Origin of the sequence: Pantoea dispersa (genome assembly GCF_019890955.1) — a bacterium.
GTDB classification, from domain to species: domain Bacteria; phylum Pseudomonadota; class Gammaproteobacteria; order Enterobacterales; family Enterobacteriaceae; genus Pantoea; species Pantoea dispersa.
The window spans coordinates 1,786,403-1,801,202 of the sequence record NZ_CP082346.1 but is presented as its reverse complement, the minus strand read 5'-3'; the positions used below and the strand labels follow the sequence as shown (position 1 = coordinate 1,801,202).

The following is a 14,800-nucleotide window of genomic DNA, read 5'->3' as shown; positions in this document are numbered from 1 at the left end:
CTCGTTGCAGGATATACCCGGCCTGAGCGTCCTCATCCTGCCGGGTCCTTATTGTAATTTTCTTACAGCACAATGTACTTTTTTCACCGCGCCAGGACAACCCGGCTGCGGTCGGTTACAGGTGATTATCCTGCACCGCCGGGGCGCATTTAACGTGTTGCGAAGTGCGCTAACGCGCCTTTTTCTGTTTCGATGTTTGTCGGGCGAAAACCCGGCAGCGATCAAAGTATGACAAAAAAAGCGCGGTTACATTTGTCCGCCGCTGCGTACGTCAGGCTATTACACGGTATATTCCGCATAATTGGCAGCGATTTCACGCACGGGTGAACGCAAAAAAGTGATTGATGGTCATCGGGTTAACAACATGCTGGATCAAATACAGGCGCAGCTGGCCGCGCTGAGCAAATCAGAACGCAAAGTGGCAGAACAGATTCTGGCCGCGCCGCAGCAGGCGATGCACTCGAGCATTGCCACGCTGGCACAGGCGGCGCAGGTCAGCGAACCGACGGTGAACCGCTTCTGTCACCGCATGGGCACGCGCGGCTTTCCCGATTTCAAGCTGCAGCTGGCACAGAGTCTGGCCAAAGGACCGAGCTGGGTCAGTCGCGATGTCGAAGAAAATGACAGCGTAGAACGCTACAGTCACAAGATTTTTGATTCCGCGCTGGCGGGACTCAGCCGCGTGCGTCAGCAGCTGGATATGCAAGTGGTGGCTCAGGCGGTGCAGGCATTGTCGCAGGCGCATAAAGTGGCCTTCTTTGGTCTTGGCGCCTCGGCGGTGGTGGCGCATGATGCCACCAATAAATTTCTGCGTTTTAATCTGCCCGTCATCTGGTCTGAGGATATTGTGATCCAGCGCATGAGTTGCATAAATAGTGGACCAAATGACGTGTTTGTTCTGATATCGCATACTGGCCGCACCAAAAATATGATAGAACTGGCTCGCCTGGCGCGTGTAAACGCTTCCACCGTGCTGGCTATCACCTCGCCCGGATCGCCGCTGGCAGATGAAGCCACGCTGGCGCTGACGCTGGATGTACCGGAAGATACCGACATCTATCTGCCGATGGTTTCCCGCCTGGCGCAGCTCACCGTGGTTGACGTACTGGCAACCGGTTTTACCCTGGAGCGCGGTACCGCTTTCCGCGAGAATCTGAAGCGGGTAAAAGAGGCGCTGAAAGCGTCGCGCCTCGAAAAGCCGGCACCGGAATCACGTGCACAGCAAAATAATTAACATCACATTCACAATGTGAGTCGAATCACAGCCCCTCGATCATATAGAATGAGTGACCATTGCGTGTCACTTGTGATCGACACGATACTTTGTCAACGGAGTCCTTCATGTCCAGACGTCTCAGAAGAACCAAGATCGTTACAACCCTCGGCCCAGCCACCGATCGCGACAACAACCTCGAAAAAATCATCGCGGCGGGCGCTAACGTTGTGCGACTCAATTTCTCCCACGGCACCCCGGAAGATCATCAACTGCGCGCCGATAAAGTGCGGCAGATTGCGGCCAAACTCGGTCGTCACGTCGCCATTCTTGGCGATCTGCAAGGCCCTAAAATTCGCGTATCAACCTTCAAAGAAGGCAAAGTTTTCCTCAATGTCGGTGACCGCTTTCTGCTGGATGCCAACCTGACCAAAGGCGAAGGCGACAAAGAGAAAGTCGGTATCGACTATAAAGGCCTGCCGGAAGATGTGGTGCCGGGCGATATCCTGCTGCTGGACGACGGCCGTGTGCAGCTGAAGGTGCTGGAAGTTCAGGGGGTGAAAGTCTTCACCGAAGTGACCGTCGGCGGCCCGCTCTCCAACAATAAAGGCATCAACAAGCTCGGCGGCGGCCTGTCGGCTGAAGCGCTGACCGAAAAAGATAAGCTGGATATCATTACCGCGGCGAAAATTGGCGTCGACTATCTGGCGGTCTCGTTCCCGCGTAACGGCGAAGACATGAACTACGCGCGTCGTCTGGCACGCGATGCCGGCTGCGACGCCAAACTGGTGGCGAAAGTGGAGCGTGCTGAAGCGGTGGCAACGCAGGAAGCGATGGACGACATCATCCTCGCCTCCGACGTGGTGATGGTGGCCCGTGGCGATCTCGGCGTGGAAATTGGCGATCCGGAGCTGGTGGGCATTCAGAAAGCATTGATTCGTCGTGCGCGTCAGCTGAACCGCACCATCATTACGGCTACCCAGATGATGGAGTCGATGATCACCAATCCGATGCCAACCCGCGCGGAAGTGATGGATGTGGCAAACGCCGTGCTGGACGGCACCGATGCGGTGATGCTGTCGGCGGAAACGGCGGCCGGTCAGTATCCGGCGGAAACCGTGTCGGCGATGGCGAAAGTGTGTCTCGGCGCGGAAAAAATTCCAAGCGTGAACGTATCCAAACACCGCCTGGACGTGCAGTTCGACAACATCGAAGAAGCGATTGCCATGTCGGCGATGTACGCCGCTAACCATTTGCAGGGCGTGTCGGCCATCATTACCATGACCGAATCTGGCCGTACCGCACTGATGACGTCGCGCATCACTTCCGGTCTGCCGATCTTCGCAATGTCACGTCATGAACGTACCCTGAACCTGACCGCGCTGTACCGTGGCGTGACGCCGGTGTTCTTTGACAGCAACAACGATGGTGTCGCCGCCGCGCACGATGCGGTTAATCTGCTGCGCGACAAAGGGTTCCTCGTCTCCGGCGATCTGGTGATTGTCACCCAGGGCGACGTGATGGCGACCACCGGCACCACCAACACCAGCCGTGTCCTGCGCGTAGACTGAGTTTTACGCACCTCCTGACAGCGGCTGTAACAACATGGACAAACGCGACTGCCTGGCAGTCGCGTTTTATTTTTCACTGACAAGGAGGCCAGATGGCCCGCTATCAACCCATCAGTCAACTCACCGGGCGCGTGCTGCTGTTTCCGCTCGCGCTGGTGTTGTTTGAGTTCGCGACCTACATCGCCCATGACATGATTCAGCCCGGCATGCTGCTGGTCACCGCCGAGTTTAACGTCGGCCCGGAATGGGTATCCACCTCACTCACTGCCTATCTGATGGGCGGCGTGGTGCTGCAGTGGCTACTCGGTCCGCTGTCGGATAAATATGGCCGGCGTCCGGTGTTGCTGTTCGGCATTCTGTTCTTTGCCGCCGCCTGTGTTCTCACCACCTGGGTGAGCAACATCGAACAGTTCGTTACGCTGCGCTTTATCCAGGGCATCAGCCTGTGCTTCATTGGCGCAGTAAGCTATGCCGCAGTGCAGGAGGCGTTTGACGAGGCGTTAGCTGTGCGCATGATGGCGCTGATGGCTAACGTGGCGCTGCTGGCACCGCTGGCGGGTCCGCTGGCCGGTGCCGCCTGGCTCACGGTGGGCGAATGGCGCAGCATGTTCTGGCTGTTTGCGGTTTGCAGCCTGCTGGCGTTTGTGGTGTTGTGGCGCATCATGCCGGAAACCGCCGGCGATCGCAGCCACTCCATTGCGTTACCGAACCTGGCGCGCGGCTACGGACGGCTGGCGCGCGATAAGCAGGTGATGTACGGCTCCTTCGCTATCGGCCTGGTGTTCATCCCGATTCTTACCTGGGTGGCATTGTCGCCGGTGATTCTGATGCATGAAGAGGGCTTATCCCGCCTGCAGTATGCATTGCTGCAATTACCGGTGTTTCTGGCGATGATTGCCGGTAACCTGACGCTGGGCAAACTGGCGGGACGCGTGGCCATCGAGCAACCGGTTAAATTTGCCGCCTGGCCGATTCTGCTCGGCCTGAGCATCGCGCTGGTGGCGAACCTGCTCAACAGCCACAGTTACCTGCTGCTCACCGCCGGCCTTAGCCTGTATGCGTTTGGTGCCGGGATGGTCAACGCCGGGCTGTACCGGCTGACGCTCTATTCCAGCAGCGAAGGTAAAGGCAGCATCGCCGCCATGCTGGGGATGATCAGCATTCTGACGCTGGCGGCAGGGATTGAAGTGGCAAAAAGCGGTTATTTCAGCGGCGGTACGCCGTGGTTCAGCGCAATCAACTTCGTCGCCGGCGTGTTGTGGTTTGGCCTGGTGACGCTGTTCCTGCGCGAGCGTAAGCGGCGCAGTCGCCTGACAAGCGTCGAATGAGTGATGACGAACCGTGCCGGGCGGCACGGTTCAGCACGCGTTAGCTATTTACGCGGGTACAAATCCTTCCGCGCGTAAGGCTCAATATCCCCTTCTTTACGCGTCTTCAGCAGTTTGAGAATCCACGTGTACTGCTCCGGATGCGGGCGCACGAAGATTTCCACCTCTTCGTTCATGCGCCGCGCCAGCGTGGTGTCATCGGCATCCAGCAAATCGTCCATCGGCGGGCGCACATAAATCTCCAGCTTGTGCGTCGCGCTGTTATACACCGGGAACAGCGGCACTACGCGCGCGCGGCATACTTTCATCAGACGCCCGACCGCCGGCAATGTCGCTTTATAGGTAGCAAAGAAATCGACAAACTCGCTGTGCTCAGCACCGTGGTCCTGGTCCGGCAGATAGTAGCCGTAATAGCCCTGACGCACCGAGGCGATAAACGGTTTGATGCCGTCGTTGCGCGCGTGCATGCGGCCGCCGAAACGGCGACGCACGGTGTTCCAGATATAATCCATCAGCGGATCGCTTTGATTGTGGAACATCGCCGCCATCATCTGACCTTCCGAGGCCAGCAGCATCGCCGGAATATCCACGCCCCAGCCGTGCGGCACGAGGAAAATCACGTTCTCATGATTCTCCTGCAGCGCCGTAATGATCTCGCGGCCGTGCCACTCAACGCGCTGGCGCACGCGTTCAGGATTACGCATCCCCAGCTCGGCCATCATCACCATCGCCTGCGGCGCGGTGGCAAACATACGATCAGCAATCTCTTCGCGCTGCGCTTCGCTGAGCTCCGGCAGGCAATAATAGAGATTGATCAGCGCACGGCGGCGCGCACTTTTCGCCAGCTTGCCGGCAAACTTACCCAGCCCGCCCAGCACCGGATCACGCACCCTGGCTGGCAGCATCGCCATACCGGCCAGCGCACCAATCGCCAGCCAGCTGCCCCAGTATTTCGGCTTTAAAAAAGAACGTTGAAAAACGGGAATAAACTCACTGTTATTTTTTTTTCGGGTTTCCATGCACTCGCCTCTGACAATGACGGCTCAATAATAGTGACGGCAGGTAATTTTGCAATCTTCACAGGCCAGATAGCAAAAAACCGACGAAGAATCCGTCGGTTTTTGCGCGTTTGCCCGGAAATTAACGTTATTTCAGCGTCAGCTGTGGCAGATAACTCTTCACCTGCGCCAGATAGGTGCTGCGATCTTTACCGGTCAGCCCTTCCATGCGCGGCAATTTCGCCGTCAGCGGGTTGACTGCCTGGTTGTTGATCCACACTTCATAATGCAGATGCGGTCCGGTGGAGCGACCGGTGTTACCGGAAAGCGCGATGCGATCGCCGCGTTTCACTTTCTGTCCCGGTTTCACCAGCGCTTTGCTGAGATGCATGTAGCGGGTCATGTACTGGCGACCGTGACGGATCGCGACGTAGTTGCCGGCGGCTCCGCCGTTTTTCGCGATCACCACTTCGCCATCGCCGACGGCCAGCACAGGCGTACCAATCGGCAGCGCAAAATCGACGCCTTTGTGCGGCGCGATGCGCCCGGTCACCGGATTCAGGCGGCGCGGATTGAAGTTTGACGAGACACGGTACTGCTTGACCGTCGGGAAGCGCATGAAGCCCCGCGCAAGACCGGAGCCGTTGCGGTCGTAGAACTTGCCGTCTTCCGCGCGGAACGCGTAGTAATCTTTACCGCCGGTGCGCAGGCGCACGCCGAGTAGCTGGCTCTGCGCACTTTTACCGTCCAGCATCTCGCGCGACATCAGTACGCTAAAGTCATCGCCGGCGCGCAGTTTGCGGAAATCCATCTGCCACTGCATGGCTTTAATCACGCTGCTGGTTTCGGCGCTGGTCAGGCCGGCGCGCTGGGCGCTGGCGGCGAAACTGCCGCGCACTTCGCCTTTCAGAACGCTGTTCTGCCATTCACCCTTCTGCATCTCCTGCTGCATCTTAAAGCTGCCGTTCGGCTGACGCGCATAGGTGCGGGTTTCACGCCGATCGATCTCCCAGGTGAAGTCCTGCAGCGCGCCATCAGCATCCAGCGTCCAGCTCAGTTGCTGCCCCACGCGCAGATTACGCAAACTCTTGTCGCTGCTGACCAGCGCGTTGATGTCACCGAGATCGATACCGTACTGATTAAGCGCGCTGCTCAGCGTATCGCCTGAGGAAACGGTGTAATCATGCTGATCGGGATTAACCGGCACGTCTTTGTCGATGTCATCCGACGGTATCTCGTCTTCCGGTTCCGCCGTGGTTTGATCGATCGGTTCACTGGCTTCCGGCAGCAGCGTGCGCAGCTCGTTTTTGTCCAGCGTGATGTCTTTCACGATGGGCGCAACATCGCGGGGATGATAGACGTAAGGCCGCCAGACAGCGACGGCCAGTGTAACAACGGTAAGTGACCCCAGCATAACGCGGTGGGGGCGCGGCAAATTATTAAATGCGAGGGCGACAGAGCGGGCTATCTGCTGCACTTTTACCTATTCCTCTATGCTCCATTCAGGCAGCTCGCATACTGGCTTGACAGCTGTGAGAGGAATTTCACGTAGCTGTCTTTGGTTAAGCTGATTCCCATGCCTAACGGGTCGAGGGTGCCTTTACGCACGCTGGTTCCGCGAGACACGGCATCGATGACCGCCGGCCTGAATTGTGGTTCAGCAAAAACGCAGACTGCTTTCTGCTCAACCAACTGTGTTCGTATTTGATGTAAACGCTGGGCGCCCGGCTGGATCTCAGGATTGACGGTAAAATGACCTAATGGTGATAAACCGTAATGTTTCTCAAAGTAGCTGTAAGCGTCGTGAAAAACGAAATAACCCCTGTTCCGTACCGGCGCGAGTTGTGCGCCAATCCGTTTGTCTGTGTCCGCCAATTGTGCCTCAAACTGCTGCAGGTTGGCGTCAAGTTTGGCTTTGCTTTGCGGCATAAGTTCCAATAATTTTCCGTGGATTGCAACAGCAGATTGTTTCGCAATCTCCGGCGACATCCACAGGTGCATATTAAACTCGCCGTGGTGATGATGAGTATGAGACGGGTCCTGGTTCTCAGAATTGTCTGAGTCATGGTCGTGATCGTGACCGTGCTCATGTTCGTCCTCATCTTCACCACCGCTAATCAATAGCGGTTTTACGCCAGGCAAGGCGGCAATTTCGAGGTTTTTACTGGCCGGTAACTCCCCGGCGGACTTCGTCAGAAAGGCTTCCATCTCCGGACCGGTCCATACCACTAAGTCAGCGTTTTTAATACGTTTTACATCGGATGGCCGTAGGGCATAATCGTGCTCTGAGGCACCGTCCGGCAGCAATACTTCAACCGGCGTAATGCCATCGGCAATGGCGGCTGCGATAAATCCGAGAGGCTTGATTGAAGCCACCACCGCAGACTGCGCGGAAAACGTGGTGGCGAGGCTTAACGTCGCCGCAGAAAGGGTAAAAGCCAGGCGCTTTTTATTGTGTAACATAATGCGTCATTCCATCGTGACCAGGTGATGGAATGTGATATTATAACATTCGAAATTCAATGCAACCCGTAAATATCATGTCGTCACTTGTTACACTCGAAAACATTTCGGTGAAGTTTGGCCAGCGCGCGGTGCTGGCAGGCATCAGCCTGTCGCTGCAGCCGGGCAAAATTCTCACCCTGCTGGGTCCCAATGGAGCCGGCAAGTCCACGCTGGTGCGCACGGTACTCGGCCTGCTCACGCCAGACAGCGGCAGCGTCCGCCGCGCGCCGGGGCTGCGTATTGGCTATGTGCCGCAAAAGCTGCACATCGATCCGACGCTGCCGATCAGCGTAGAGCGCTTTATGCGTCTGACGCGCGGCAGTCGCCGTGACGCTATTCTGCCGGCGCTGAAGCGGGTGCAGGCCGGCCATCTGCTGCAGTCACCGCTGCAAAAACTGTCTGGTGGCGAAACGCAGCGCGTGCTGCTGGCGCGCGCCCTGCTCAACCAGCCGCAGCTGCTGGTACTGGACGAACCGACGCAGGGCGTGGATGTTAACGGCCAGGTGGCGCTCTACGACTTGATCGATCAACTGCGACGCGAGCTCAACTGCGGCGTGCTGATGGTGTCGCACGACCTGCATCTGGTGATGGCAAAGACCGACGAAGTGCTGTGCCTCAACCATCACATCTGCTGTTCCGGCACGCCGGAAGCCGTCTCGCAGCATCCGGAATTTATCGCCATGTTTGGCCCGCGCGGCGCACAGCAGCTGGCGATCTACCGCCATCACCATAATCACCGTCACGATTTACAGGGACGCATTGTTCTGCGCAAAGGAAACGGCCCGTCATGATTGAACTGTTATTACCCGGCTGGCTGGGCGGCGTATTGCTGGCCCTGGCGGCCGGTCCGCTCGGCTCTTTTGTCGTCTGGCGCCGCATGTCCTATTTCGGTGATACCCTCGCCCACGCCTCTCTGCTCGGCGTGGCGTTTGGTCTGCTGCTGAATGTGAACCCCTATTATGCGGTGATTCTGGTGACAGTGTGCCTGGCGCTCGGGCTGGTGTGGCTGGAGCGACGCCCGCATCTGGCGATCGATACGCTGTTAGGGATTATGGCGCACAGCGCGCTGTCGCTGGGTCTGGTGGTGGTCAGTCTGATGCAGGGCGTGCGCGTTGATTTGATGGCCTATCTGTTTGGCGATTTGCTGGCGATCACCCCGGATGATTTGTCGCTGATGGCGGGCGGCGTGGCAATCGTGCTGGTGGTGATGGCGTGGCAATGGCGTTCGCTGCTGTCGATGACCATCAGTCCGGAGCTGGCGCAGGTGGACGGCGTAAACATTCAGCGTACCCGCCTGATGCTGATGCTGGTAACCGCGCTGACCATTGGTGTGGCGATGAAATTTGTTGGCGCGCTGATCATTACTTCACTGCTGATCATTCCGGCCGCCACGGCGCGACGCTTCTCGCGTTCGCCAGAACAGATGGCCGGCTTTGCGGTGCTCATCGGCATCATTGCCGTCACTGGTGGCCTGACTTTCTCTGCCAGCTACGACACCCCGGCCGGTCCGTCGGTGGTGCTGTGTGCTGCGGTACTGTTCATTATCAGCATGGCAAAAAAACCGGCGGCGTGACGCCGGTTACTCTTCGCGGCTGATGCCGAAATGCTTATAGGCGTGCTGCGTGGCCATCCGGCCGCGCGGCGTGCGCTGAATAAAGCCCTGCTGGATCAGGAAGGGTTCGATAACGTCCTCAATGGTTTCACGCTCCTCACCAATCGCCGCCGCCAGATTATCCAGCCCCACCGGACCGCCCATGAACTTGTCGATGATCGCCAGCAGTAGCTTGCGGTCCATATAGTCGAAGCCCTGATTGTCCACATTGAGCATATCCAGCGCGCTGGCGGCCACTTCGCCACTCATGTTGCCACTGGCGCGCACTTCGGCGAAGTCACGTACACGGCGCAGCAGGCGGTTGGCGATACGTGGCGTACCGCGCGCACGGCGCGCCACTTCCAGCGCGCCCTCTTCGCTCAGCGTCAGCCCCAGGCAGGCGGCGCTGCGTCCGACGATGTGCTGCAGATCCGGCACATTGTAGAACTCCAGGCGCTGCACAATCCCAAAGCGATCGCGCAGCGGTGAGGTGAGCGAGCCTGCGCGGGTGGTAGCGCCAATCAGGGTGAACGGCGGCAAATCCAGTTTGATCGAGCGCGCTGCGGGTCCGTCACCGATCATGATATCCAGCTGATAATCTTCCATCGCCGGATACAGCACCTCTTCCACTACCGGCGACAGACGATGAATTTCATCGATAAACAGGACGTCGTGCGGTTCAAGGTTGGTGAGCATCGCCGCCAGGTCACCGGCCTTTTCCAGCACCGGACCGGACGTGGTGCGCAGATTGACGCCCATCTCATTAGCCACGATGTTGGCCAGCGTGGTTTTGCCCAGCCCGGGCGGACCAAAGATCAGCAGGTGGTCCAGCGCATCGCCGCGCAGTTTGGCGGCCTGGATGAAAATCTCCATCTGCTCGCGCACCTGCGGCTGCCCGACATACTCCGTCAGCAGTTTGGGGCGAATAGCGCGGTCGAGGCTCTCTTCCTCAGTGAAAGAACTGCCCGAGACCAGGCGGTCGGCTTCAATCATGCATTACCTCAAATAGCAGCGCGCAGGGCTTCGCGAATCAGGGTTTCACAATCCGCATCTGGTTTGCCAACCTTGCTGACCATACGGCTGGCTTCCTGCGGTTTATAACCCAGCGCTACCAGCGCCGCAACTGCTTCAGCCTCGGCGTCATTGTTATCCTGCTGTGCCGACGGTGTGGTCAGGGTAAACGCCGAGTCGCCGCCAAACAGGTCGCCGTGCATACCTTTGAAGCGATCTTTCATCTCAACCACCAGACGCTCAGCGGTTTTCTTGCCCACGCCCGGCAGCTTCACCAGCGAGGCGATCTCTTCGCGCTCCACCGCCGTGACAAACTGCTGCGCTGACATGCCGGAAAGAATCGCCAGCGCCAGTTTGGGCCCGACGCCGTTGACTTTGATCAGCTCACGGAACAGCGCCCGTTCCTGCTTACTGTTAAACCCGAACAGCAGCTGCGCATCTTCCCGCACCACAAACTGGGTGAAGATAATTGCTTCCTGGTTGATGTCCGGCAGCTCGTAAAAGCAGGTCATTGGCAGGTGCACTTCGTAACCCACACCGTGCGCCTCAATCAGCACCAGCGGCGGCTGTTTTTCCAGAATAATGCCTCGTAAACGACCAATCACCTGAGCAATTCCTTAGTGTATGTGTAAGCGTCTGAATCATCGGCCTCCTGCCACACCGCGCTCAACCGCGCGCCTGCTGGAGGTAAAATGTCGGCTATGTATATCATAAAAAAGGCTGGATGCATATCCAGCCTATTGAATGGCCACGCTTTTGCTAACCGGATCGCAAACGTCCGCGCGTCAGCACCAGTTTGCTGTCGCTCATGCGCGCCGCATTCTGGCTGACGTGGCAATGGGTGATGGCGATGGCCAGCGCATCGGCGGCATCCGCCTGCGGATTGGCCGGTAGTTTGAGCAGCGTGCGCACCATGTGCTGCACCTGGCTTTTTTCCGCGCTGCCGATGCCGGTTACCGTCTGCTTCACCTGACGGGCCGCATACTCAAACACCGGCAGATCAAGGTTGACTGCTGCGACAATTGCCGCGCCACGCGCCTGCCCCAGCTTGAGCGCCGAATCCGCGTTCTTCGCCATAAACACCTGCTCAATGGCGAAGTAATCCGGCGCGAACTGGGTGATGATTTCGCTGACGCCAGCGTAAATCAGTTTGAGGCGGGAAGGCAGATCGGTGACGTTAGTGCGGATACAGCCGCTGCCCAGATAGCTGAGCTGGCGGCCGGTCTGGCGGATGACACCGTAGCCGGTGACGCGCGAGCCGGGGTCAATCCCGAGTATTATCGCCATAGCGCGTCTCCGTATTGCAGGGGATTGCGTAACGCCATTACAGCGTTTCCGCTACCTCATCAGAAATTTCACCGTTATGGTAAACTTCCTGCACATCATCACAATCTTCCAGCATGTCGATCAGACGCAGCAGTTTAGGTGCCGTCTCGGCATCCAGTTCCGCTTTGGTTGATGGAATCATCGACACTTCAGCACTGTCGGCTTTCAGACCGGTGGCTTCCAGTGCATCGCGCACGCTGCCCAGCTCTTCCCACGCGGTAAAGACGTCAATCGCGCCATCGTCATAGCTCACGACATCTTCTGCACCGGCTTCCAGCGCCGCTTCCATCACAGCATCTTCGTCCTGGCCTGGCGCGAAGGAGATCACGCCTTTCTTGCTGAACAGGTAAGATACCGAACCGTCGGTGCCGAGGTTACCGCCGGTTTTACTGAAGGCGTGACGCACTTCGCCCACGGTACGGTTACGGTTATCACTCAGACACTCCACCATCACCGCAGAGCCGCCCGGACCGTAACCTTCATAGATGATGGTTTCCATGTTGCTGTCATCTTCACCGCCGACGCCGCGCGCGATAGCACGGTTCATGGTGTCACGCGTCATGTTGTTGGACAGTGCTTTGTCCATCGCTGCGCGCAAACGCGGGTTGGAGCCGGCATCGCCACCGCCCAGCTTGGCCGCTGTCACCAGCTCGCGAATGATTTTGGTGAAGATTTTACCGCGCTTGGCGTCCTGAGCCGCTTTGCGGTGCTTCGTATTCGCCCATTTACTATGTCCAGCCATCTTACATATTCTCCGATCTTTAACAGGGTGCAGGCTATCTTGCTGGCAATCTTGTTCCCCGGCAGTGCGCGCAATCCTCACGTACTCATGTACGCTCCGGTTGCTGTGCGCTGGCGGTGAACAACCTTGCTGCGCCGATGACGCCTGACTGTTCTATTTTAGCGGTGCAAATCTTTCGACTTACACCGTATGTCTGTAATTTAACGATAAACCACCGGAAAAACGCGCGGTGGCGGGCATTCAGATAAATTCGTCGATTGCCTGACGATTACTCCACGAGCGGGTTAGTGCGGCGGCGGCGGCCGGTGTCAGCCACTGTGCGGCGAGGTGCTCGCTCAGCACTGGCTGGCGTTCGGCGGGCAGCGCCAGCCGGAACCAGTGTTCCCGGTTATGCGTGATGCCCGGCGCATAACGATGGCGATAGTGCGGAAAGATCTCAAACTCAATCTGTTTGTGGCAATCTTCCAGCACCAGCCCCTCTGCGGCGATATCAATCGCCAGCTCTTCAGCCACTTCGCGCTGCGCCGTTTGCGCCGGCGTTTCACCCGGCTCCAGGCTGCCGGTAACCGACTGCCAGAAGCTGGGGTCATCACGCCGCTGCAGCATTAACACCCGGCCGGTATCTTGCGCAAAAATCACCACCAGCACCGATACCGGGTGTTTATAGCCCATTATTTCGTCTCTGGAGTGACTTTCTTCGGCGCGATCTGGATACCGAGGTCCGCCAGCGCCGCCGGGTTGGCTTCGCTTGGCGCTTCGGTCATCAGACAGGCCGCCGCGGTGGTTTTCGGGAACGCAATCACATCGCGGATATTGTCGGTGCCGGTCAGCAGCATGGTCAGACGGTCAAGACCGAATGCCAGACCTGCGTGCGGCGGGGTACCGAACTTCAGCGCATCCAGCAGGAAGCCAAACTTCTCACGCTGCTCTTCTTCGCTGATGCCCAGAATGCTAAACACCGTCTGCTGCATATTGCCGCTGTGGATACGCACTGAACCGCCGCCCACTTCATAACCGTTGATCACCATATCGTAGGCGTTCGCCACCGCCTGCGTCGGATCGGCCGCCAGCTGTTCCGCCGTCAGCGCTTTTGGCGAGGTGAACGGATGGTGCATCGCCGCCAGGCCGCCCTCGTCGTCCTCTTCGAACATCGGGAAGTCGACCACCCACAGTGGAGCCCAGGCTTTATCATTGGTGATTTGCAGATCACGGCCCACTTTCAGGCGCAGTGCACCCAGTGCATCCGCCACCACTTTGGCACGGTCGGCGCCGAAGAAGATCAGGTCGCCGTCCTGCGCGTCGGTACGCTGCAGAATAGCTTCAACGATCGCCGGCGTCAGGAATTTGGCCACCGGGCTCTGCACGCCGTCGAAACCGCTGGCGCGCGCATTGATCTTCATCCACGCCAGACCTTTGGCACCGTAAATGCCAACAAAGCTGCCGTATTCGTCGATTTGCTTACGCGTCAGGGCGGCACCGCCCGGCACGCGCAGCGCCGCGACGCGACCTTTCGGGTCGTTTGCCGGGCCGGCGAACACCTGGAATTCGACGTTTTTCAGCAGGTCAGCAACGTCCACCAGCTCCATCGGGTTACGCAGGTCTGGCTTATCGGAACCATAGCGGTTCATCGCTTCGGCGAAGGTCATCTGCGGGAAGTCACCGAGGTCGACGCCTTTGATGTCCAGCCACAGTTCACGGATCATCTGCTCCATCACGCTGCGTACCTGCTCAGCGCTCATGAACGAGGTTTCCACGTCGATCTGGGTGAACTCCGGCTGACGGTCTGCGCGCAGGTCTTCATCACGGAAGCATTTAACGATCTGATAGTAGCGGTCAAAACCAGACATCATCAGCAGCTGTTTGAACAGCTGCGGTGACTGCGGCAGCGCGTAGAATTTACCTTTGTGCACCCGGCTCGGCACCAGGTAGTCACGCGCGCCTTCCGGCGTGGCTTTGGTCAGCATCGGGGTTTCGATGTCGAGGAAGCCTTCACCGTCCATAAAGCGGCGCACGAAGCTGGTAATTCTGGCACGGGTTTTCAGACGCTGCGCCATTTCCGGACGACGCAGGTCGAGGTAGCGATAGGTCAGACGCGCTTCTTCGCTGTTGGTCTGGTTAGAGTCCAGCGGCAGCGGTTCTGCGCGGTTGATGATGTTCAGCTCATGGGCGAACACTTCGATGTCACCGGTGGCCATGTCGCTGTTGCGGTTTTTCTCTTCACGCGCACGCACAGTACCGGTGATCTGGATACAGAATTCATTACGCAGTTCAGACGCCAGCTGGAAAGCCTGCTGATGATCGGCATCGAAAAACACCTGCGCGATACCTTCGCGGTCACGCATGTCGATAAAAATCAGGCTGCCGAGATCGCGACGGCGATTGACCCAGCCGCAGAGAGTAACTTGCTGACCCACATGAGACAGATTGAGCTGTCCGCAATATTCTGTACGCATAACGTATCCTTTTAACTTCGCCGCTGCTGCCAGACAGCATCAGGCCGCGTAACCTTCTGAGA

General features: G+C 58.1%; 14 protein-coding genes. 5 read left to right on the top strand and 9 right to left on the bottom strand.

Annotated features, from left to right (window positions below):
• The first annotated feature begins 364 nt into the window (after positions 1 to 364).
• From K7H94_RS08270 to K7H94_RS08260, 3 genes are all read left to right on the top strand, one after another.
• Complete coding sequence (locus tag K7H94_RS08270) at positions 365 to 1,234, top strand: MurR/RpiR family transcriptional regulator (protein ID WP_031280194.1); 870 nt, start codon at positions 365 to 367, stop codon at positions 1,232 to 1,234.
• A gap of 107 nt (positions 1,235 to 1,341) precedes the next feature.
• On the top strand, positions 1,342 to 2,784 hold the full coding sequence (pyk, locus tag K7H94_RS08265; RefSeq protein WP_222951945.1) for a pyruvate kinase: 1,443 nt from the start codon (positions 1,342 to 1,344) through the stop codon (positions 2,782 to 2,784).
• Positions 2,785 to 2,876: 92 nt separating this feature from the next.
• Positions 2,877 to 4,112, top strand: a complete 1,236-nt coding sequence (locus tag K7H94_RS08260) for an MFS transporter (RefSeq protein ID WP_058757513.1) — start codon at positions 2,877 to 2,879, stop codon at positions 4,110 to 4,112.
• A gap of 44 nt (positions 4,113 to 4,156) precedes the next feature.
• Here K7H94_RS08260 and lpxM read toward each other — a convergent pair whose 3' ends face one another.
• The 3 genes from lpxM to znuA form a co-directional block, all read right to left on the bottom strand.
• Positions 4,157 to 5,131, bottom strand: coding sequence for a lauroyl-Kdo(2)-lipid IV(A) myristoyltransferase (gene lpxM / locus K7H94_RS08255; RefSeq protein WP_058757512.1), 975 nt, complete (start codon positions 5,129 to 5,131; stop codon positions 4,157 to 4,159).
• Between the two features lie 127 nt (positions 5,132 to 5,258).
• Positions 5,259 to 6,587 carry a murein DD-endopeptidase MepM gene (gene mepM / locus K7H94_RS08250; RefSeq protein ID WP_031280193.1) on the bottom strand — a complete coding sequence of 443 codons (1,329 nt, stop codon included), beginning with the start codon at positions 6,585 to 6,587 and terminating at the stop codon, positions 5,259 to 5,261.
• Positions 6,588 to 6,601: 14 nt separating this feature from the next.
• A complete protein-coding gene (znuA, locus tag K7H94_RS08245) occupies positions 6,602 to 7,573 on the bottom strand; it encodes a zinc ABC transporter substrate-binding protein ZnuA (RefSeq protein ID WP_222951944.1) in 972 nt (323 codons plus the stop codon).
• A gap of 77 nt (positions 7,574 to 7,650) precedes the next feature.
• On the opposite strand from znuA, the gene znuC reads away from it, so the two are divergent.
• Together znuC and znuB are read left to right on the top strand one after the other, a co-directional pair.
• Positions 7,651 to 8,406, top strand: a complete 756-nt coding sequence (znuC, locus tag K7H94_RS08240) for a zinc ABC transporter ATP-binding protein ZnuC (protein ID WP_058757534.1) — start codon at positions 7,651 to 7,653, stop codon at positions 8,404 to 8,406.
• Positions 8,403 to 9,188 (top strand): zinc ABC transporter permease subunit ZnuB, encoded by a 786-nt coding sequence (znuB, locus tag K7H94_RS08235; RefSeq protein WP_021509971.1) that lies wholly within the window; start codon positions 8,403 to 8,405, stop codon positions 9,186 to 9,188. Before znuC ends, znuB begins: the two co-directional genes overlap by 4 nt.
• Before the next feature lie 6 nt (positions 9,189 to 9,194).
• Here znuB and ruvB read toward each other — a convergent pair whose 3' ends face one another.
• The 6 genes from ruvB to aspS form a co-directional block, all read right to left on the bottom strand.
• Positions 9,195 to 10,199, bottom strand: a complete 1,005-nt coding sequence (gene ruvB, locus K7H94_RS08230; protein ID WP_021509970.1) for a Holliday junction branch migration DNA helicase RuvB — start codon at positions 10,197 to 10,199, stop codon at positions 9,195 to 9,197.
• Between the two features lie 8 nt (positions 10,200 to 10,207).
• A complete protein-coding gene (ruvA, locus tag K7H94_RS08225; RefSeq protein WP_021509969.1) occupies positions 10,208 to 10,822 on the bottom strand; it encodes a Holliday junction branch migration protein RuvA in 615 nt (204 codons plus the stop codon).
• A 154-nt stretch (positions 10,823 to 10,976) separates the two neighbouring features.
• On the bottom strand, positions 10,977 to 11,504 hold the full coding sequence (gene ruvC / locus K7H94_RS08220; protein ID WP_021509968.1) for a crossover junction endodeoxyribonuclease RuvC: 528 nt from the start codon (positions 11,502 to 11,504) through the stop codon (positions 10,977 to 10,979).
• A gap of 37 nt (positions 11,505 to 11,541) precedes the next feature.
• A complete protein-coding gene (locus K7H94_RS08215; RefSeq protein ID WP_021509967.1) occupies positions 11,542 to 12,285 on the bottom strand; it encodes a YebC/PmpR family DNA-binding transcriptional regulator in 744 nt (247 codons plus the stop codon).
• A gap of 240 nt (positions 12,286 to 12,525) precedes the next feature.
• The gene (nudB, locus tag K7H94_RS08210) at positions 12,526 to 12,957 is read right to left on the bottom strand and encodes a dihydroneopterin triphosphate diphosphatase (protein WP_059009760.1); all 432 of its coding nucleotides are present in this window, start codon (positions 12,955 to 12,957) and stop codon (positions 12,526 to 12,528) included.
• Positions 12,957 to 14,738 carry an aspartate--tRNA ligase gene (aspS, locus tag K7H94_RS08205; protein ID WP_222951943.1) on the bottom strand — a complete coding sequence of 594 codons (1,782 nt, stop codon included), beginning with the start codon at positions 14,736 to 14,738 and terminating at the stop codon, positions 12,957 to 12,959. Before aspS ends, nudB begins: the two co-directional genes overlap by 1 nt.
• Positions 14,739 to 14,800: the final 62 nt, after the last annotated feature.

Excerpts from the sequence above, each read along its gene's own strand:
- K7H94_RS08270 (WP_031280194.1), top strand. The coding sequence starts at position 365 with ATGCTGGATCAAATACAGGCGCAGCTGGCCGCGCTGAGCAAATCAGAA.
- pyk (WP_222951945.1), top strand. The coding sequence starts at position 1,342 with ATGTCCAGACGTCTCAGAAGAACCAAGATCGTTACAACCCTCGGCCCA.
- K7H94_RS08260 (WP_058757513.1), top strand. The coding sequence starts at position 2,877 with ATGGCCCGCTATCAACCCATCAGTCAACTCACCGGGCGCGTGCTGCTG.
- lpxM (WP_058757512.1), bottom strand. The coding sequence starts at position 5,131 with ATGGAAACCCGAAAAAAAAATAACAGTGAGTTTATTCCCGTTTTTCAA.
- znuA (WP_222951944.1), bottom strand. The coding sequence starts at position 7,573 with ATGTTACACAATAAAAAGCGCCTGGCTTTTACCCTTTCTGCGGCGACG.
- znuC (WP_058757534.1), top strand. The coding sequence starts at position 7,651 with ATGTCGTCACTTGTTACACTCGAAAACATTTCGGTGAAGTTTGGCCAG.
- znuB (WP_021509971.1), top strand. The coding sequence starts at position 8,403 with ATGATTGAACTGTTATTACCCGGCTGGCTGGGCGGCGTATTGCTGGCC.
- ruvB (WP_021509970.1), bottom strand. The coding sequence starts at position 10,199 with ATGATTGAAGCCGACCGCCTGGTCTCGGGCAGTTCTTTCACTGAGGAA.
- ruvC (WP_021509968.1), bottom strand. The coding sequence starts at position 11,504 with ATGGCGATAATACTCGGGATTGACCCCGGCTCGCGCGTCACCGGCTAC.
- K7H94_RS08215 (WP_021509967.1), bottom strand. The coding sequence starts at position 12,285 with ATGGCTGGACATAGTAAATGGGCGAATACGAAGCACCGCAAAGCGGCT.
- nudB (WP_059009760.1), bottom strand. The coding sequence starts at position 12,957 with ATGGGCTATAAACACCCGGTATCGGTGCTGGTGGTGATTTTTGCGCAA.
- aspS (WP_222951943.1), bottom strand. The coding sequence starts at position 14,738 with ATGCGTACAGAATATTGCGGACAGCTCAATCTGTCTCATGTGGGTCAG.